Genomic DNA, 18,203 nt, shown 5'->3' with positions numbered 1-18,203 from the left:
AAGCGCAGATTTTTATTCATGGCTTGTAGGGTCCGCTAAGGTCTTAATATCCAAAGCGCGTCCTTGTGGGATGCGCAAAATGACAGCGTCAAAAAAGGTGTGATACTTCTTGTGATAGCTCCGGTGGTCCATGTAGGAACTATCTGACCTATTTTTAGACTTTGTGGGTCTTACATCTGCCTGTATCGACTTGGCGACACTAAAGATTAACCATGGGTGACGAAATGCCTGACTCCTCGCAACTGCTTATCGGTGCCGACCTTTCCGGCCAGCCCATCGCCCAGGCCATGCGGTTGACCAATCGCCACGGGTTGATCGCCGGTGCCACCGGCACGGGCAAGACCGTTACCTTGCAACGCCTGGCGGAAGCCTTCAGTGACGCCGGCGTGGCGGTGTTTGCCGCGGACATCAAGGGGGACCTATGCGGCCTGGGCGCCGCGGCGAATCCGCAAGGCAAGGTCGCCGAGCGCATCGCCGGCATGCCATTCCTGAATTACACGGCCAAGGCTTATCCGGTCACGCTGTGGGATATCCACGGGCAGTCCGGCCATCCATTGCGCACCACCATCAGCGAAATGGGCCCGTTGTTGCTCGGAAGCCTGTTGGAACTCACTGACAGCCAACAGTCGGCGCTTTATGCGGCGTTCAAGGTGGCGGATCGCGAAGGCTTGCTGCTGCTGGACCTCAAGGACCTCAAGGCGCTGCTTAACCATCTGCGCTACCACCCCGAATTACTGGGTGAAGATGCAGCGCTGATGACCACCGGATCTAGCCAGGCCCTCTTGCGCCGCCTGGCGGTGCTGGAACAGCAGGGCGCCGAGGCCTTGTTTGGCGAGCCGGCCCTGCAGTTGGAAGACATCCTGCAGCCCACCAGTGATGGGCGCGGGCGCATCCACCTGCTGGACGCCAGCCGCCTGGTGCACGAGGCGCCGAAGGTGTACGCGACGTTCCTGCTGTGGCTGTTGGCGGAATTGTTCGAGCAACTGCCCGAGCGTGGTGATGCCGACAAACCGCTGCTGGCGCTGTTTTTTGATGAGGCGCATTTGTTGTTCGCCGATACGCCCAAGGCGTTGCAGGAGCGCCTGGAACAGGTGGTGCGGCTGATTCGCTCCAAAGGTGTCGGTGTGTATTTTGTCACTCAATCGCCGGGCGACCTGCCGGACAGCGTGCTGGCCCAGCTCGGCTTGCGTATCCAGCATGGCTTGCGGGCGTTCACCACCAAGGAACAGAAATCCCTGCGCGCCGTCGCGGAGGGGTTTCGGCCCAACCCGGCATTCGATGCCTTGTCGGTATTGACCGAGCTGGGTACGGGTGAGGCGTTGGTGGGCACCTTGCAGGAAAAAGGCACGCCGGAAGTCGTCCAGCGCGTTTTGGTTGCTCCGCCGCAATCACGCATCGGGCCGCTCAGCGAAGCCGAGCGCGCCGCGTTGGTGGCCAGTTCGCCGCTGCAAGGCCGTTATGACAAGCCGATTGATCGGGAATCCGCTTACGAAGTGCTGATGTCACGCAAGGAGCTTGGCCCGACCGAAGAGACCAAGCCGACCACCGACGAGCCGAGTTTTACCGACAGGGCCGGTGCGTTTCTGGGCACCACGGCAGGCAAGGCGCTGAAATCGGCGATGCAACAGGCCGCCAATCAGATGGGGCGGCAACTGGTGCGTGGTTTGTTGGGATCGCTATTGGGCGGCAGCAAGCGCAAATAGAGACTCAGGGCTTGGGCTTGGCATGGGCTGCCAGCCGCTCAAGCGCTGCGCGCAAGGCAGGGTTACTGATCCCATCGGCCGTTGCCTGAATGGTTTCGGCGGCATGCGTCGACAGGTCGTGAGTATGCTCCACCACGCCGGGCAGGGTGGTGGGCGGTTGTACCTTGAACTGGATGCGCGTCAAGCCGCCGAACTCATCAAACGCCATCAACTGACGTTGCAGGCGTTTTTGCTGATAACGCAAACGCGTCGCCCAATGGCCATCTGTGACAATTAGCAGCAGGTTGCCTTCACGCCAGGACGCCACGCGGCAGTGTTCGCGCGCGGCCGGTTGCAGTTGGCTTTCGAGCAGGCGTTGCAGATGGCCCAGGCGTTGCGCATGGCCAAAGATGGCTTTCAGCGGCTTGGCATCGCGAAGCAACACGGCAGGCGCGCGGGCTGGCGAGGGGCGAAATGCCATTGTTGGACACCTTAAGTAACAGAGCCGCCATCTTAGCAGAAAGCGTCTGCATCTCCCCAGGCAAAGCATCCATGGGCTTTTTGTGCGTGAAATCAATCGGTAACTTCTGCGCTCCATGGGTTGAAGTTCCGGTAAAAGCCCTTATTTTAAACAGGCCCTCTCACAGCCTCATGCCAGCATCGGGGAACAACGCCACTTTCCTCACCCACGATTCCGGGTAGAATGCGCGTTCGCATGCGGCCGTGAGGGCTGCTCGGGCCACTCACGGTGCGCCCTCCATCCCTATGTGTGGAAGAACCTGCCGATATGTTTGCGCCTTTGTTAAAGAAACTTTTTGGAAGCAAGAATGAGCGCGAAGTCAAACGCATGCTCAAGACGGTGCAGCTGGTCAATGCCTTCGAAGAGCAGATGGTTGCCCTTTCGGACGAGCAATTGCGCGCCAAGACCCAAGAGTTCAAGGCCCGCATAGCCAAAGGTGAAACCCTCGACAAGCTGCTTCCCGAAGCCTTTGCGGTCGCCCGTGAAGCCGGTAAGCGTGTCATGGGCATGCGCCACTTCGACGTCCAGTTGATCGGCGGCATGACCTTGCATGAAGGCATGATTGCCGAAATGCGTACCGGTGAAGGCAAGACCCTGGTGGCAACCCTGGGCGTTTACCTCAACGCACTGTCCGGCAAGGGCGTGCACGTTGTGACGGTGAACGACTATCTGGCCCGCCGCGACGCCAACTGGATGCGCCCGCTCTATGAATTCCTCGGCCTGACCGTCGGCGTGGTAACGCCGTTCCAGCCGCCGGAAGAGAAGCGCACTGCCTACGCGTGCGACATCACCTACGGCACCAACAACGAATTCGGTTTCGACTACCTGCGCGACAACATGGCGTTCAGCATGGAAGAAAAATTCCAGCGCGAACTCAACTTTGCCGTGATCGACGAAGTCGACTCCATCCTGATCGACGAAGCCCGTACCCCGCTGATCATCTCCGGCCAGGCCGAAGACAGCTCGCGCCTGTACACCGAGATCAACAAGTTGATCCCGCGCCTGGAGCAGCACATCGAGGAAGTCGAAGGCGTGGTGACCAAAGAAGGTCACTTCAGCATCGACGAGAAGACCCGCCAGGTCGAACTCAACGAAGCCGGTCACCAGTTCGTCGAAGAAATGCTGACCCAGATCGGCGAGCTGGCCGAGGGTGAGAGCCTGTACTCGGCACACAACCTGGGCCTGTTGACCCACGTGTATGCCGGCCTGCGCGCCCACAAGCTGTTCCATCGCAACGTTGAATACATCGTGCAGGACGGCCAGGTCGTGCTGGTCGATGAACACACCGGCCGTACCATGCCGGGTCGCCGCCTGTCCGAGGGCCTGCACCAGGCCATCGAAGCGAAGGAACACCTCAACATCCAGGCTGAAAGCCAGACGTTGGCGTCCACCACCTTCCAGAACTACTTCCGTCTGTACAACAAACTGTCCGGGATGACCGGTACGGCCGACACCGAAGCGTTCGAATTCCACCAGATCTACGGCCTGTCTGTGATGGTCATTCCGCCGAACAAACCGTTGGCGCGTAAAGACTTCAATGACCTGGTGTTCCTGACCGCCGAAGAGAAATACGCGGCGATCATCAATGACATCAAGGACGGCATGGCCCAGGGTCGTCCGATCCTGGTGGGTACCGCCACCATCGAGACTTCCGAGCACGTATCGAACCTGCTCAACAAGGAAGGTATCGAGCACAAGGTCCTCAACGCCAAGTTCCACGAAAAAGAAGCCGAGATCATCGCCCAGGCCGGTCGCCCAGGCGCACTGACCATCGCCACCAACATGGCCGGTCGTGGTACCGACATCCTGTTGGGCGGCAACTGGGAAGTGGAAGTCGCGGCCCTGGAAAACCCGAGCCCCGAGCAGATCGCGCAGATCAAGGCTGACTGGCAGAAACGTCACCAGGCCGTGCTGGAATCCGGTGGCCTGCAGGTGATCGCCTCCGAGCGTCATGAATCGCGTCGTATCGACAACCAGTTGCGTGGTCGTGCCGGTCGCCAGGGTGACGCCGGTTCCAGCCGCTTCTACCTGTCCCTGGAAGACAGCCTGATGCGCATCTTCGCCTCGGACCGCGTGAAGAACTTCATGAAGGCGCTGGGCATGCAGTCCGGTGAAGCGATCGAGCACCGCATGGTGACCAACGCCATCGAGAAGGCGCAGCGCAAGGTTGAAGGCCGCAACTTCGATATTCGTAAGCAACTGCTCGAGTTCGATGACGTCAACAACGAACAGCGTAAAGTGATCTATCACATGCGTAACACGTTGCTGGCCGCCGACAACATTGGCGAGACCATCGCCGATTTCCGTCAGGACGTGCTCAACGCCACCGTCAGCGCACATATCCCGCCACAATCCCTGCCTGAACAGTGGGATGTTGCCGGCCTGGAAGCGGCGTTGAAGAGCGATTTCGGTGTGGACTTGCCAGTCCAGCAGTGGCTGGATGAAGACGACCACCTGTACGAAGAAACCCTGCGCGAAAAACTGATGGCCGAATTGCTGGCCGCGTACAACGAGAAAGAAGAGCAGGCGAGTGCCGAGGCACTGCGCACCTTCGAGAAGCAAATCGTTCTGCGCGTGCTGGACGACCTGTGGAAAGACCACCTGTCGACCATGGACCACCTGCGTCACGGCATCCACCTGCGGGGTTACGCCCAGAAGAACCCGAAGCAGGAGTACAAGCGCGAGTCGTTCACGCTGTTCTCCGAGTTGCTGGATTCGATCAAGCGCGATTCCATCCGCGTGCTGTCCCACGTTCAGGTGCGTCGCGAAGACCCGATCGAGGAAGAAGCTCGCCTGCGTCAGGAAGCCGAGGCACTGGCTGCGCGCATGCAGTTCCAGCACGACGAAGCGCCGGGCCTGGAAGCGCCTGAGGTATTGGGTGAAGAGGTCGATGTGGCCCTGGCTCAAAGCCCGGTGCGCAACGAACAGAAGCTGGGTCGCAACGAGCTGTGCTATTGCGGCTCGGGCAAGAAGTTCAAACACTGCCACGGCCAGATCGAATAAGATTTTCGCCTGACGCTGCAACACCCTGCGCCGCGACCGGCTTCTGCCGTCGCGGCGTTTTGCCATTAATTTCACCGTCGCTCACGACGGCACAGACATCACCCATTTTTAAGGAGCGCATTCATGGCTGTTGGTCTTGGTCCTTTGCCCACGTTGCACCCGGTTGCCGGTTTTGAACTCGGTATCGCTTCGGCCGGCATCAAGCGCCCTGGGCGCAAGGATGTAGTCGTGATGCGTTGCGCCGAAGGCTCGACCGTCGCCGGTGTGTTTACCCTCAACGCGTTCTGCGCCGCGCCGGTGATCCTGGCCAAGCAACGCGTGGCCGGTACCATCCGCTATTTGCTGACCAACACCGGCAACGCCAATGCCGGCACCGGCGAGCCTGGCCTGGTGGCGGCTGCGCGCACCTGCGCCAAGCTGGCCCAACTGACCGGCGTGGACGCCAGCCAAGTGCTGCCGTATTCCACCGGTGTGATCGGTGAGCCGTTGCCGGTCGAGAAAATCGAAGGCGCACTGCAAGCCGCGTTGGACGACCTGTCTGTGGATAACTGGGCGGCCGCCGCCACCGGCATCATGACCACCGACACCCTGCCAAAAGGCGCCAGCCGCCAGTTCGTGCACGATGGCGTGACTGTCACCGTGACCGGTATCAGCAAGGGCGCGGGCATGATCCGTCCGAACATGGCCACCATGCTCGGCTACATCGCCACCGATGCCAAAGTCTCCCGCGACGTGCTGCACAGCCTGATCCTGGACGGCGCCAACAAGTCGTTCAACCGCATCACCATCGATGGCGACACCTCGACCAACGACTGCTGCATGCTGATCGCCACCGGCCAGGCCAACCTGCCGGAGATCACCGCAGCCAGCGGCCCGCTGTTCGCCGCGTTGAAGCAGGCGGTGTTCGACGTTTGCATGGAAGTGGCCCAGGCCATCGTGCGTGACGGCGAGGGTGCTACCAAGTTCGTCACGGTTGAAGTCAACGGCGGCGGCAACCACCAGGAATGCCTGGACGTGGGTTACACCGTGGCTCACTCGCCACTGATCAAGACTGCGCTGTTCGCTTCTGACCCGAACTGGGGCCGTATCCTGGCGGCCGTTGGTCGTGCCGGTGTACCAGACCTGGATGTGAGCAAGATCGACGTGTTCCTCGGCGATGTGTGCATCGCCAGCCGTGGCGCCCGTGCTGAAACCTACACCGAAGCCCAGGGTTCGGCGGTGATGCAGCAGGAAGAAATCACCATCCGTATCGAGTTGGGTCGCGGCGAGTGCAGCGAAACCATCTGGACCACCGACCTGTCCCACGAGTACGTGAAGATCAACGCGGAATACCGTACCTAAGAGGATAAGCGCGGTGAAACGAGTGCATGTAGCAGCAGCGGTGATCCGCGGTGTCGACGGCAAAATCCTGCTGGCGCGCCGCGCCGATACCCAGCACCAGGGCGGCCTCTGGGAATTCCCCGGCGGCAAGGTGGAAGCCGATGAATCGGTAGCCGGCGCGCTGTCCCGCGAATTGCAGGAAGAACTGGGCATCCAGGTCACCACGGCGCGGCCGCTGATCAAGGTGCAGCATGACTATCCGGACAAACAGGTGTTGCTGGATGTCTGGGAAGTGTCGGCGTTTACCGGTGAGCCCCATGGCGCCGAGGGGCAACCGCTGGAATGGGTGGCGCCTCGGGATCTGCTCAACTACGCGTTCCCGGCGGCCAATGCGCCGATTGTTGCGGCTGCGCGCTTGCCTGCCGAGTACCTGATCACCCCGGGCGAACTGGAAACCCCGACGTTACTGCGGGGGATTCAGAAAGCCATTGCTGGCGGTATCAAGCTGGTGCAATTGCGTGCGCCCAACGGCTACGACCCCAAATACCGCGACCTTGCGGTGGATGCGGTGGGCCTGTGCGCGGGCAAGGCCCAGTTGATGCTCAAGGGGCCATTTGAATGGCTGGGGGATTTTCCTGCGGCCGGTTGGCACATGACCTCGGCGCAACTGCGCAAGTACGCGAGCAAAGGCCGACCGCTGCCGAAGGATCGCTGGTTGGCGGCGTCTTGCCACAACGCTGAGGAATTGGCACTGGCAGAAATGATGGACGTGGATTTTGTCACGCTGTCACCGGTGCAGCCGACCCAGACCCATCCTGATGCGCAGCCGTTGGGCTGGGAGCAGGCGGCGCAGTTGATCAGTGGGTTCAGCAAGCCGGTGTTTCTGCTGGGTGGGGTTGGGCCGGCCGAGCGGGAGAAGGCTTGGGAGGCTGGGGCCCAGGGCGTTGCTGGAATTCGGGCGTTCTGGCCTGAGGTTTGATGGTGTTCTGATGGGCCTCTTCGCGAGCAAGCCCGCTCCCACATTTTGATTTGTGAATACATTCAAAATGTGGGAGCGGGCTTGCTCGCGAAGGCGTCAGATCAGGCGCTGAATAATCAGTGGGGTTTAGCGGCAGCCTGCCATAAAACTTCTGTAACCCCCTGGCGCCTTGCAATCACCCGCGCCGCCACAAACAACAAATCCGACAACCGATTGATATACGCCAACCCCACGCCTTCCAACGGCTCGACCGAATTCAACTGCTGGCACCGCCGCTCTGCACTGCGCGCCAGGCTGCGACACACGTGGGCCTGGGCGATCAACGCCGAACCACCGGGCAGGATGAAGTTCTCCAGCGGCCCCACTTCTTCATTCCAGCGATCAATCGCCGCTTCCAGCCGATCCACTTCCGCCGCATTCAACGCCTTGTACACCGGCATCGCCAACTCGCCCCCCAGGTCGAACAAACGATGCTGGCATGGGGTCAGCACTTCGATCACATCCTTGAGCTCAGGATGTTTGCCGCTCTGTTCTTCAAGATTGGCCAGCAACAAACCCAACTGGCTGTTCAGCGTATCCACCTCGCCGATGGCCTCCACCCGTGGGTGATCCTTGGGCACGCGGCGGCCGTCGCCCAGGCCGGTTTCGCCTTTGTCGCCGGTACGGGTGTAGATCTTCGACAGGCGAAAGCCCATGGTCATTGCTCCAGTTGGGTGAGTTCGTAAGGCGGCAGTTGGCTGCCGGCCAGGGGTAAGCGCAAGGTAAAGCAGGTGCCCTGGCCGAGGGTGGAGTGCACTTCCATCTGGCCCTTGTGGTTGTTGGTGATGATGAAATACGACACCGACAGCCCCAGCCCGGTGCCCTGGCCAATTTCCTTGGTGGTGAAGAACGGCTCGAAGGTGCGTTTGCGCACGTTTTCGCTCATGCCGATGCCGTTGTCTTCCACCTGGATCTCCGCCCACGGCGGGTTGAGGCGCGTACGCAGGATGATGCGCCCCGGTTCGCTGTCGTCTTCCCGCAGGTGAATGGCCTGGGCCGCGTTCTTCAGCAGGTTGAGCAGGACCTGTTCGAGTTCGTTGGCGGTGCCGGGCACCGGACCCAGTTGGGGGTCGAATTGGCGGATGATCGCCTGGCCCTTGAAGTCAAAGCCGATGGCCAGGTCGAAATCGTTACCGGCGATCTCCACCGCCTGGTCGATCAATGCCGGCAAGTCGCAAGGCGCCATCTGCCGGTTGCTGCGGCGACTGAAACTGAGCATATGGGTGACGATCTTCGCCGCCCGTGCCCCGGCCTGCTGGATGCCATCGAGCAACTGCGGCACTTCGCGGCTTTGCAGGTACTGGTTGACCGTTTCCAACTCGATACCCACCTGTTCCGCGTGTTCCAGGTTCTTCGGCAAGTCAGGCGACAAGCGGCGGCGGATGTTCTGCACGTTATGCAGGATCGCGCCCAGGGGATTGTTGATCTCGTGGGCCATGCCGGCGGCCAGGCCGCCGACCGAGAGCATCTTCTCCGACTGCACCATCATTTCTTCCAGGGACAGGCGCTGGGTGATGTCATCGATACGGATCACCACGCCCCGTCCGGCACCGCCCATCAGCGGGTAGAAGGTCAGGGCGTAGTGCTTGGGCTCGTCGTCCTTGAACCAGGTGACGCGCTCGATGCGCTCCACCGTGTGTTGCTCGACCGCTGCCCTGATCTGCGGCAAGTAAGGCTTGAGCGGCTGGAAGGCCAGGTAGATCGGCTGGTTCAGGGCCTCGTCCAGGCGCGTGCCGGAGAGGGCGCTGGCTTCCTGGTTCCATTGGGTGACGTAAAGCTGTTCATCCAGGGCGATCAATGCCGAGGGCATCGAGTCGATGATGCTGTTCAGGTAATTCTGGAAACCGGTGAGTTTCTTCTCGATCTTGCTGCGGACCTGGACTTCCAGTTCCAGCTTGCGGTTGGTGTGGCGCGTCTCTTCGGCCAGGCCCTGGGCCTGGTCGTAGGCCGCCTGGGAGTCGTCCCGCGCACGCTTGAGCTGCTGCTCGCGGGCTTCGATGCGCGACAGCATGGTGTTGAAGGCTTCGGCCAGGCTGCCGATTTCATCGTGGTTGCCGCGACCGGCGCGCAGGGCGTAGTTCTCTTCGCGGGTGACCTGGCGCGACAGTTCTTCCAGTTCGTGGATCGGCCGAGTGATCAGGCGTTTGATCTGGCGGGCGATGACCAGCCACAACAGTACGCTGAAAATCAGGATGCCCAGGCTGGCTGTCAGTGTGCCGGTATAGAACGCCACTGGTAGCTCACTGCTGGCCACCAGCAGCAAATGCCCGGAGGGTTGGCCGGCGCGGGGCAGGGTGATGACCTGGTTGCTGCGAAACTCGGTGACACGCCAGGCCTCGATATGCCGGTAGTTATCGGGCAGGTGCAGGCGGTCGCCGTGTTGCATCTGCGCCAGGCGGTTGCCGTCGCCGTCGTACAGGGCGGCGGCGCGCAACGGCGAATAACTGGTCAGCTCATTGAGCAATGCGTCGGCCTTGGCCGGCGATTCGAGGGCTTCGGCGGCGAGCGCAGGGTTGGACACCAGGCGGCCGATGGCCTGCAAGGCCTGGGGCGCCATGCTTTCCTGGGAGATCCAGTAGGCGGCGCTGATAAAGGTCAGGTTGGCCACCAGCAGTACGGTGGTCAACAGCACCAGCAGGGCGGCCAGCAGTTTCTGCCCGACCGGTAGGTTTTCAAGACGCTGGCGCAGCGGCATCAGGGTTTTCCCAGGTGATAGACAGGCGGGCAGGGTAGCGCGTGGCTCAGTCGCGGGGCAATCCGCGTGCAAGCAACTGCTCGACCAGGCGCACTTGCAGCTGTTGAAGGTGCGGCAGGTTCAGTCGGTGACGGGCGGCCGCCTGGCAAGCATAGCCCAACAGGTAGCTGATTTCGGTGCGGCGGCCGGCGGCCACGTCCTGGTACATGGAGGAATAGTTGGCGGCGGTGGCCTGGATCACCCGTTCCACCTCGTGTTGCAGGTCCAGCGCGGCGGCGGGCTGGCCACAGCATTCCAGCAGCTCGCCGAGTTCGGCGCAGAGGGTGGCGACTTCGCACTGGTGGGCCTGTAGCTCGCCATTGCGGCACTGATACAGCACGGTCAGCGGGTTGATGGCGCAATTGAGCGCCAGCTTGCGCCAAAGCCGCGTGAGGATATCGGTGCTCCAGTCGTGGGGGATGCCGGCGGCGTGTAAGTCCTCCAGCCACAGCGGCGGAGTGGGGTGGCCCGCGTCGCCCAGCCAGGTGTAGCCATGGCCGGCGAACACCACGCGCCAGTCGCCGTCGCGAAACGCGCCTTCGGTGCTGGAGGCAAAGATGCAGCGGGCCTGGGGCAGTTGCGCGGCGACTGCGTCCTGGCTGCCTAGGCCGTTCTGTAACAGGATCAGTTCGGCGTCCGGTGCAAGGCGCTGTTGCAACTGTGCGACGGCGGCTTGAGCGTCGTAGGCTTTGCACGCCACCAGCAGGCGATGAATCGGCGCCGGGCTGTCAGCTGTTTCGCCGATCACCGGGTAGGTGTGTTCTACGCCTTGTTCCACCAGGGTCAGCCCCTTGGCTGCCTGATAACTGGCCAAGCGCGCTTCATCGCGCAGGATCAACCGCACGGGCACGCCAGCACGCGCCAGGCGAGTGGCCCAAAGTGTGCCCAGGCTGCCGGCGCCGAGAATATGCCAGGTGGTCGACATCAGTTTTTGCTCCGTAGGGTCGCCCGCAGCGAACGGGACGAAAGAACCGCTATAATGCCCCGGCATTTTAGCTTGGGCGCGCTCCATCTCTACTGAGCCCGCCCCTTATATTGGAGATATGACATGCCTTCGTTCGACGTGGTATCCGAACTGGACAAACACGAAGTCACCAACGCCGTCGAGAACGCCGTCAAGGAGCTGGATCGCCGCTATGACTTGAAAGGCAAGGGCAGCTTCGAGTTCAAGGAAAAAGAGCTGACCGTCAACCTGACCGCTGAAGCCGATTTCCAGCTGGAAGCGATGATCGAGATCCTCAAGCTGTCGCTGGTCAAGCGCAAGATCGACGCGCAATGCCTTGAAATCAAGGACGCCTACGCCTCCGGCAAGTTGATGAAGCAGGAAGCCATCCTCAAGGAAGGCATCGACAAGGAACTTGCGAAGAAAATCGTCGCCCACATCAAGGACGCCAAGCTGAAAGTCCAGGCCGCGATCCAGGGTGAGCAGGTTCGCGTCACCGGCAAGAAGCGTGACGACCTGCAAGAAGCCATCGCGGCCCTGCGTGCCAAGACCTTCGACATGCCGCTGCAGTTCAATAACTTCCGCGACTGATGGCACATTGGGGAACCTGCGGGCGTTTTTGACGTCCCACGCCCCACAACCTGCGCCTACTATTGAGCCCTTCGGGGCTCAATTGCTTTTATGGCCACTCACTACACCGAACATCCGGTAACCAGGAGAATGTAGATGGATTTGAATGCTGAAGTGGATCACCTGATCAAGACCTCAGAGTCGTGGCTGCCGATGATCATGGAGTACGGCAGCCGGTTTTTGCTGGCGTTGGTCACCCTGGCCATCGGTTGGTGGCTGATCAACGTGTTGACCCATCGAGTAGGTCGTTTGCTGGCACTGCGTAATGCTGACCTGGCGCTGCAACACTTCATCACCAGCCTGGCGAACATTGCGCTTAAAGTCATGCTGGTGGTCAACGTGGCCTCGATGATCGGCGTGGCAACCACCTCGTTCGTGGCCGCGATTGGTGCCGCCACCCTGGCCATTGGCCTGGCCTTGCAAGGCAGCCTGGCGAACTTCGCCGGCGGCGTGCTGATTCTGCTGTTCCGCCCGTTCCGCATTGGTGACTGGATCGAAGCCCAGGGCACCTCGGGCACCGTCGACAGCATCCAGATCTTCCACACCGTGCTGCGCACCGGTGATAACAAGACTGTGATCATCCCTAACGGCAGCCTGTCCAACGGGCTCATCACCAACACCAACCGCCAGCCGACCCGCAAGGTGGTGTTTGATGTGGGGGTGGACTATGAGGCTGATCTGCAGAAAGCCCGTGAAGTGCTGCTGGAGTTGGCGAAAGACCCTCGCGTGCTGGCCGATCCGGCTGCCGTGGCGGTGGTTTCGACCTTGGGTGACAGTTCGATCACCGTTTCCCTGCGTTGCTGGACCAAGACCGCGGATTATTGGGATGTGGTGTTCATGTTGAACGAACTGGCACGTGACCGTTTAAAAGCGGCGGGGATTGATATTCCATTTCCGCAGCGGGTTATTCGGGTGATGCAGGAAACAGCCGCCAAGTAACAGCGTTAGTCGTCTTGAACTTGGCCGTCAGGTCAGGTTCGAGGCGTTGATCTAGTTAGTTAGCTTGCTAGTTATTTTTTTACGCTGAAATATTGCAGTCATAAAAAAGCCGCTCCCTTGTTAAACAAAGGAGCGGCTTTTTGTTTAAGGCCGAGGCCTTAAGTCATCGTTGTAATCAAACCGTCAATTACAAGATGTTCAGCGGGTAGTTCGCGATCAGACGCAGTTCGTCGATCGAAGGCGAACCGTAGTAAACGCCATCACCCGAACGATAGGTGGCTTGACGCAGACGCAGGCTCAGGTCCTTGGCTGGACCGCTCTGGATCACGTACTTGGCTTCGATATCGCGTTCCCACTCTTTGCCGTTCGAGGTCGTGGCGGTTTGAGCGCCGCTACCGGTTACGTAACGAGTCATGAAGCTCAGGCCTGGAATGCCGAAGGTCGCCATGTTGATGTCATAACGCGCCTGGTAGGACTTCTCGCCTTCGGCGTTGAAGTCTGAACGGGCAATGGAGTTGGCCAGGAACACGGAACCGCCGCCATCTACACCGTAGCCGTAGTCACCGTCACCGGTGACCTTCTGAGCTGCCAGGGTGAAGGTGTGAGCGCCAATGGTGTACGCGCCCTGCAAGCTGAATGCTCGGTTATCGAGTTTGACGGATTTGTCGTAGTAAGCGCGTTGCTTGCCTTCCCCGTCGCTTTTCGTGTCGTAGATGTTGAAGTCCAGTGCGAAGGACTGATCGTTGCTCAGCGCGTGGGTCCAGTTAAGGTTGCTGTACCATTTACGGAAGTAATCTTCGGTTTTTGCGTAGTACAGGCTGCCAGTGACTTCTGGGGTGAAAGAGTAGACGGCGCCGGCAAAGTCGGTTTTCGTCAGGCCCAGGCTGTCACGGAAGGTCTGGTTCTGTGCGACGCTGGAGGTGAAGTGACCGCCTTCCAGTTTCAGGCCCTTGATCTCGTTGCTGGTGATCGAAATGCCTTGCGGCAGCTCAGGCAGCAAACGGCTGTCGTCGGAGGCGAATACTGGAGCTGTGGTGTACTGATCACCCACTTTCAGCACAGTATCGGAGATACGGAATTTAACCGCGCCGCCGCCTTTGGAGTAATCGTCCTGCGAACGACCGTCTGCACCGGTTGGGAACAGGCCGGTACCGGCGCGACCCTTGCCGCTGTCGAGCTTGACGCCCAACAGGCCGATCACGTCAACACCGACACCGATGGTGCCTTGGGTGAAGCCCGATTGGTACAGGGCGTTGAAGCCCAGGCCAGTTTCTTCGGCGCGGCTTTTGTTCTTGCCGTTGACTTTATCGTAGCCAGCCAGTGGTTCGTTGCGGAAGTCACGGCTGAAATACAGAGCGCGAGTATTGATGCTGAAAGTACTGTCTTCAACAAAGCCTTTGGCGTCGTCCTGGGAAGAGGCCATTGCGAACTGCGTAGTGCCTGCTGAAACAGCCAGGGCGATCATGCTCCACTTCATCACGCGCATCGTGATTTGCTCCTTTGGTTTTAGGAAGAGTACTGCCGTCCCACCTGTATTTTTATCTGGGCGGCTCTTTCTTTTATGTGTCGGCGCAAAGTTATATCACGCAGACCCTATTGACGATACTTACCCATCTATCCTTTCAGCTTCTTTACGAGGCTGTCGTAAATTGCTAGCTCCATGTCGCAAATTCACAGTCCTGTTGTAACCGGACTGACAACTTCAATACTGTTTCCAAACCCTTTTCAAAGTTTGAACACTTCCTTGATACGCATTGAAACGCTGCTGTTTTTTTTCGCGAAACACCTGCTTCCATTCAGGTGTCGTTGCCGACGATGCAGGTGTCAATGCAACAAGCGTGCACAAAGCGGTAACCGAATGTCATTTTTTCGTGAAAACCCTTACGGACGTGTAAAAACCGCATAAGCACGGGCTTTTTACGCCGTTTGGTTTGGGCTTGACGCGGTGGTGTTACCCCTGTTCGGTGGTGCATAAAACTTGTGCGAGGGAAAAACGTTACCGGTTCACCCTCATGAGTGGGTAATCGGCGGATCCCTTTGAAGCACAAGTGGGTCATTTTGGTGCGTCCCGGTGAGGCCCGGTTTAGCGTAGCTCAAATATTCGCCCGCCTCGAAAGGGTGCATGTTTTTTCATCATTGGCGCCGGCGCTTTCCTGCATTCGCCGTGAAGCCGGGCGCATTCGAAGGTATGCTGGGCGCCTGAACTGACTTGCCGAACGGAGTGCCCGCGGTGTTCGCCCTAGATCAACGCCTGCAACAAGACACACTGGTCATCGGGGACTTCCCGCTATGCCGCCTGCTGCTGTCCAATGACTCGAACTACCCGTGGTTCATCCTGGTGCCACGCATCAACGCTATCAGCGAAGTGTTTCAACTGGATGTCGCCGACCAGCAGCGTTTGTGGCAAGAGACGACGGCCTTGGCCCAGTTGCTGAATGAAGGCTTGGCCGCCGACAAGATGAACATCGGCGCCCTGGGCAATGTGGTCAGCCAGTTGCACGTGCATGTGATCGTGCGCAAGCGCGACGATGCTGCCTGGCCGGCGCCGGTATGGGGCAAACATCCGGCGCAGCCTTACACCGATGAGCAAGTCGCTGCCATCCGCGCCCGTCTGCGCGAGCTGTTGCCCGCCGACTTCATATTTAACCAGGGCTGAATCATGGACCTGCAAGACCGCGTCACCGACCTGGAAAGCCGCCTGGCCTTCCAGGACGACACCATTGAGACCCTCAATGACATCCTCGTCACCCAGCAGCGTGCGGTAGAACGCCTGCAACTGCAGATGACTGCGCTGCTCAAACGCCAGGAAGAAATGGGCGGCCAATTCGAAACCTCCGAAGAAGAAGCGCCGCCGCCTCACTATTAATAGCTGCGCATAAAAAAACCGCGACCCAGCCTGGCTGGATCGCGGTTTTTTTTGCTGCGAAGGCTGGGATCAGCGACGCGGCAGCGCAGCGATCACGTCTTCGGCCTGCAGGCCTTTGTCGCGATTCATCACGGAGAATTCCACACGCTGGCCTTCCACCAGGACGCGATGGCCTTCGCCGCGAATGGCCCGGAAGTGGACGAAGATATCGTCGCCCGAATCACGGGAAATAAAGCCGAAGCCTTTGGATGTGTTGAACCACTTGACGGTACCGGTATCCCGATTGGTCATGTCGTAGGTTTGCGACGAGGCCGCAGGGGACGAACGGTAGAAGCTGATGGCCAGGTGAAGAACGATGGCGACCACAGCGATCACCAGGCTGAGCAGGATGGCCGGGTGGCCGCCGACTTCAGGCATGGGTGCCAGGAGGGTGAGGGTTTGTACGACAACGGTCAGTACCAGCAGTGCGCTGACCAGGTTTTGCAGTTGATGACGTGGGCCTTTGTTCCAGTAAGGGATCACCGGTGCCAGCGTCAGGTTAAGAAGGCCGAACATGGCCAGGTATAGAGCGTCGTGTTGTTCCAGATACGGCAGGCTTTCAGGCTGCAGGCTCGGGATAAAGGACAGCAGCAAAGCTGCAACGCCCGTTAGCAGGTGGACGATTTTCAACATTTTGATCAACTCACGTTAAGACGGATCACAAGGAAGAGCTGACTGGCACGGTTCGCTTCTGAACAATGGGAGGCGTTGGGCACGTGCGCGGGGTATCAGCCTATGCCGCTGCCGCAGAAAGTAACGGCGGCGACACGCCATCTATTTAACAGCAAAGGCTGTGCCTACTCAAATCAAGCATTTCGGGGTATTGCAAGGGCGACGGCATTTCTGCGGCAAACGCTTGTCCTAGACACGTGCAGGCTTTTTCAAACGGTCAGTAGGGAAGTTTCCTACTTGCCTCAAAGGCTTGGGCCGCGCCGGGGCCAATTGCCGCGCCGGGCTGCGCATCACCAGCACTCTTGCTAGAGTGGTCCTGCACCTGATCAATGAATGCTTGTCAATTGAAGGGGATAAACATGGCAATCGATATCGGTATCAGTGAAGAAGATCGTAAATCTATCGTCGACGGGCTTTCGCGACTGCTTTCCGATACCTATGTTCTGTATCTGAAGACCCACAACTTCCATTGGAACGTCACGGGCCCCATGTTCCGTACGCTGCACTTGATGTTTGAAGAGCAGTACAACGAACTGGCGCTGGCAGTGGATTCCATTGCCGAGCGTATCCGTGCCCTGGGTTTTCCGGCGCCGGGTGCCTACTCCATCTATGCGCGTCTTTCTTCCATCAAGGAAGAAGAGGGCGTGCCCAGCGCCGAAGAGATGATCAAGCAACTGGTGGCTGGCCAGGAAGCGGTCACCCGCACCGCGCGCGGTATCTTCCCGCTGCTCGACAAGGTCAGCGATGAGCCGACGGCTGACCTGCTGACCCAGCGTATGCAGGTGCATGAGAAAACTGCGTGGATGCTGCGTTCCCTGCTTGAGAATCAGTAAACGCTGGCCTTGAGTGGCGTCGCCCTGGCGCCGCTCGCTTGTTTCCGCGCATTTCCTGGCGTTGTCCTACGCCGATCAACTCCGCGTCTTCTGGCTGCCCGCCGCTCCCTGCTGTTTTATAGGGCCATTGCCCAATGGGAGTACCCATGGGCGGTTGTTTGGCAATGGAGTGTCAGGTGTATGTCACGCGGAGTGGGTAATGGAGTGATGGAAACCGGTGGTTTTCATAAGATAAAGATCGACCCGTTTGCAAAAGGGTTCGATATGGGACTGGCCAAGCCGCTGTCCCGATCGGTAAGGCTCAATGGGTTTTCCACGTGCCTGCGGCTGGAGCAGATCTATTGGAATATCCTCACGGAAATCGCCAGGATCAATGCCTGCTCAGTCAGTGCGTTGCTGTCTTATGTTGATCGGGAAGTGCACTTGCGTTATGGCGGGGTGAAGAACTTCAGTGGGTTGGTCAGGGTGGTTTGTGTGGTGCACGTCCTGAAGGGGCGTGCTGAACCCGCCTGTTCACCGGTATAGCCACCGGGCTTCGGGGCCGGCCCTCTATCATGGCGGGCAGGGCCCCGGGCAGAATGCCGGCTGCGCTGCCTCGATTTACCGGATATAATCCCGCGCTTTGCTACGCATGCTGCGGACCCGTAGGGCAGGCGTGGCGCAGTAACGTTCTGATCGCCGAGACATCGCCATGCCCATGTACGACTACCAATGTGCTTCCTGCGGTCATCAGTTGGAAGCCATTCAGAAGATTAGCGCAGCACCGCTGGTCGATTGCCCAGCCTGCCAGGCGCCAGAGCTCAAGAAGATGTTGTCCATGCCGGGCTTCCGCTTGAGCGGCAACGGCTGGTACGAGACCGACTTCAAGACCGGCTCGAAGAAGAACCTCGCCGGCGGCGACAAAGCAGACTGAGTTGAACTCTACGCGCAGGCTCCTGCATTATCCGTCCCCTGCTTTAATGTACGGTGACGAGGCAGGCCTCCACCGAATTTCGAATTACGAG

17 protein-coding genes are annotated in these 18,203 nt (G+C 59.5%); 11 read left to right on the top strand and 6 right to left on the bottom strand.

What is annotated here, in order from left to right:
- The first annotated feature begins 224 nt into the window (after positions 1-224).
- Positions 225-1,703 carry a helicase HerA-like domain-containing protein gene (locus BLR69_RS15330; protein WP_071496601.1) on the top strand — a complete coding sequence of 493 codons (1,479 nt, stop codon included), beginning with the start codon at positions 225-227 and terminating at the stop codon, positions 1,701-1,703.
- A gap of 4 nt (positions 1,704-1,707) precedes the next feature.
- Here BLR69_RS15330 and BLR69_RS15325 read toward each other — a convergent pair whose 3' ends face one another.
- A complete protein-coding gene (locus BLR69_RS15325; RefSeq protein WP_071496524.1) occupies positions 1,708-2,163 on the bottom strand; it encodes a DUF721 domain-containing protein in 456 nt (151 codons plus the stop codon).
- 306 nt (positions 2,164-2,469) lie between these two features.
- On the opposite strand from BLR69_RS15325, the gene secA reads away from it, so the two are divergent.
- From secA to BLR69_RS15310, 3 genes are all read left to right on the top strand, one after another.
- Entirely contained in the window at positions 2,470-5,205 is a 2,736-nt protein-coding gene (secA, locus tag BLR69_RS15320; RefSeq protein WP_071496525.1) for a preprotein translocase subunit SecA, read from the top strand.
- A gap of 123 nt (positions 5,206-5,328) precedes the next feature.
- A complete protein-coding gene (gene argJ / locus BLR69_RS15315; RefSeq protein WP_071496526.1) occupies positions 5,329-6,546 on the top strand; it encodes a bifunctional glutamate N-acetyltransferase/amino-acid acetyltransferase ArgJ in 1,218 nt (405 codons plus the stop codon).
- A 13-nt stretch (positions 6,547-6,559) separates the two neighbouring features.
- Complete coding sequence (locus BLR69_RS15310; protein WP_071496527.1) at positions 6,560-7,504, top strand: Nudix family hydrolase; 945 nt, start codon at positions 6,560-6,562, stop codon at positions 7,502-7,504.
- Positions 7,505-7,620: 116 nt separating this feature from the next.
- Here BLR69_RS15310 and BLR69_RS15305 read toward each other — a convergent pair whose 3' ends face one another.
- The 3 genes from BLR69_RS15305 to BLR69_RS15295 are packed head-to-tail and all read right to left on the bottom strand — an operon-like array spanning position 7,621 to position 11,202.
- Entirely contained in the window at positions 7,621-8,199 is a 579-nt protein-coding gene (locus BLR69_RS15305; protein WP_071496528.1) for a cob(I)yrinic acid a,c-diamide adenosyltransferase, read from the bottom strand.
- A gap of 2 nt (positions 8,200-8,201) precedes the next feature.
- A complete protein-coding gene (locus BLR69_RS15300; protein WP_071496529.1) occupies positions 8,202-10,238 on the bottom strand; it encodes a sensor histidine kinase in 2,037 nt (678 codons plus the stop codon).
- 46 nt (positions 10,239-10,284) lie between these two features.
- Entirely contained in the window at positions 10,285-11,202 is a 918-nt protein-coding gene (locus BLR69_RS15295) for a putative 2-dehydropantoate 2-reductase (RefSeq protein ID WP_071496530.1), read from the bottom strand.
- Positions 11,203-11,325: 123 nt separating this feature from the next.
- Between BLR69_RS15295 and BLR69_RS15290 the strand changes: the two genes are divergently transcribed.
- Together BLR69_RS15290 and BLR69_RS15285 are read left to right on the top strand one after the other, a co-directional pair.
- Positions 11,326-11,811: a YajQ family cyclic di-GMP-binding protein gene (locus tag BLR69_RS15290; protein ID WP_010208088.1), complete on the top strand. Its 486-nt coding sequence runs from the start codon at positions 11,326-11,328 to the stop codon at positions 11,809-11,811.
- 135 nt (positions 11,812-11,946) lie between these two features.
- A complete protein-coding gene (locus tag BLR69_RS15285) occupies positions 11,947-12,789 on the top strand; it encodes a mechanosensitive ion channel family protein (protein WP_071496531.1) in 843 nt (280 codons plus the stop codon).
- Between the two features lie 187 nt (positions 12,790-12,976).
- On the opposite strand, the gene BLR69_RS15280 is transcribed toward BLR69_RS15285, so the two are convergent.
- Positions 12,977-14,275: an OprD family porin gene (locus BLR69_RS15280; RefSeq protein WP_071496532.1), complete on the bottom strand. Its 1,299-nt coding sequence runs from the start codon at positions 14,273-14,275 to the stop codon at positions 12,977-12,979.
- A 744-nt stretch (positions 14,276-15,019) separates the two neighbouring features.
- Between BLR69_RS15280 and BLR69_RS15275 the strand changes: the two genes are divergently transcribed.
- The gene (locus BLR69_RS15275; protein ID WP_071489388.1) at positions 15,020-15,445 is read left to right on the top strand and encodes an HIT domain-containing protein; all 426 of its coding nucleotides are present in this window, start codon (positions 15,020-15,022) and stop codon (positions 15,443-15,445) included.
- Between the two features lie 3 nt (positions 15,446-15,448).
- Positions 15,449-15,655 (top strand): SlyX family protein, encoded by a 207-nt coding sequence (locus BLR69_RS15270; RefSeq protein ID WP_015885618.1) that lies wholly within the window; start codon positions 15,449-15,451, stop codon positions 15,653-15,655.
- Between the two features lie 69 nt (positions 15,656-15,724).
- On the opposite strand, the gene BLR69_RS31325 is transcribed toward BLR69_RS15270, so the two are convergent.
- Entirely contained in the window at positions 15,725-16,327 is a 603-nt protein-coding gene (locus BLR69_RS31325; protein WP_058423272.1) for a cold-shock protein, read from the bottom strand.
- 398 nt (positions 16,328-16,725) lie between these two features.
- Between BLR69_RS31325 and BLR69_RS15260 the strand changes: the two genes are divergently transcribed.
- From BLR69_RS15260 to BLR69_RS15250, 3 genes are all read left to right on the top strand, one after another.
- A complete protein-coding gene (locus tag BLR69_RS15260; RefSeq protein WP_003193874.1) occupies positions 16,726-17,199 on the top strand; it encodes a Dps family protein in 474 nt (157 codons plus the stop codon).
- 180 nt (positions 17,200-17,379) lie between these two features.
- Entirely contained in the window at positions 17,380-17,724 is a 345-nt protein-coding gene (locus BLR69_RS15255) for a ribbon-helix-helix domain-containing protein (RefSeq protein ID WP_071496533.1), read from the top strand.
- Positions 17,725-17,890: 166 nt separating this feature from the next.
- The gene (locus tag BLR69_RS15250; RefSeq protein ID WP_003209804.1) at positions 17,891-18,112 is read left to right on the top strand and encodes an FmdB family zinc ribbon protein; all 222 of its coding nucleotides are present in this window, start codon (positions 17,891-17,893) and stop codon (positions 18,110-18,112) included.
- Positions 18,113-18,203: the final 91 nt, after the last annotated feature.

The organism is Pseudomonas azotoformans (assembly GCF_900103345.1).
Taxonomy (GTDB): Bacteria; Pseudomonadota; Gammaproteobacteria; order Pseudomonadales; family Pseudomonadaceae; genus Aquipseudomonas; species Aquipseudomonas azotoformans.
This window is presented reverse-complemented; position numbering and strand designations above follow the sequence as displayed.

Excerpts from the sequence above, each read along its gene's own strand:
- BLR69_RS15250 (WP_003209804.1), top strand. The coding sequence starts at position 17,891 with ATGCCCATGTACGACTACCAATGTGCTTCCTGCGGTCATCAGTTGGAA.
- BLR69_RS15285 (WP_071496531.1), top strand. The coding sequence starts at position 11,947 with ATGGATTTGAATGCTGAAGTGGATCACCTGATCAAGACCTCAGAGTCG.
- BLR69_RS15295 (WP_071496530.1), bottom strand. The coding sequence starts at position 11,202 with ATGTCGACCACCTGGCATATTCTCGGCGCCGGCAGCCTGGGCACACTT.
- BLR69_RS15290 (WP_010208088.1), top strand. The coding sequence starts at position 11,326 with ATGCCTTCGTTCGACGTGGTATCCGAACTGGACAAACACGAAGTCACC.
- BLR69_RS15260 (WP_003193874.1), top strand. The coding sequence starts at position 16,726 with ATGGCAATCGATATCGGTATCAGTGAAGAAGATCGTAAATCTATCGTC.
- BLR69_RS15280 (WP_071496532.1), bottom strand. The coding sequence starts at position 14,275 with ATGCGCGTGATGAAGTGGAGCATGATCGCCCTGGCTGTTTCAGCAGGC.
- BLR69_RS15305 (WP_071496528.1), bottom strand. The coding sequence starts at position 8,199 with ATGGGCTTTCGCCTGTCGAAGATCTACACCCGTACCGGCGACAAAGGC.
- secA (WP_071496525.1), top strand. The coding sequence starts at position 2,470 with ATGTTTGCGCCTTTGTTAAAGAAACTTTTTGGAAGCAAGAATGAGCGC.
- BLR69_RS15330 (WP_071496601.1), top strand. The coding sequence starts at position 225 with ATGCCTGACTCCTCGCAACTGCTTATCGGTGCCGACCTTTCCGGCCAG.
- BLR69_RS15270 (WP_015885618.1), top strand. The coding sequence starts at position 15,449 with ATGGACCTGCAAGACCGCGTCACCGACCTGGAAAGCCGCCTGGCCTTC.
- BLR69_RS15255 (WP_071496533.1), top strand. The coding sequence starts at position 17,380 with ATGTCACGCGGAGTGGGTAATGGAGTGATGGAAACCGGTGGTTTTCAT.
- BLR69_RS15300 (WP_071496529.1), bottom strand. The coding sequence starts at position 10,238 with ATGCCGCTGCGCCAGCGTCTTGAAAACCTACCGGTCGGGCAGAAACTG.
- BLR69_RS31325 (WP_058423272.1), bottom strand. The coding sequence starts at position 16,327 with ATGTTGAAAATCGTCCACCTGCTAACGGGCGTTGCAGCTTTGCTGCTG.
- argJ (WP_071496526.1), top strand. The coding sequence starts at position 5,329 with ATGGCTGTTGGTCTTGGTCCTTTGCCCACGTTGCACCCGGTTGCCGGT.
- BLR69_RS15325 (WP_071496524.1), bottom strand. The coding sequence starts at position 2,163 with ATGGCATTTCGCCCCTCGCCAGCCCGCGCGCCTGCCGTGTTGCTTCGC.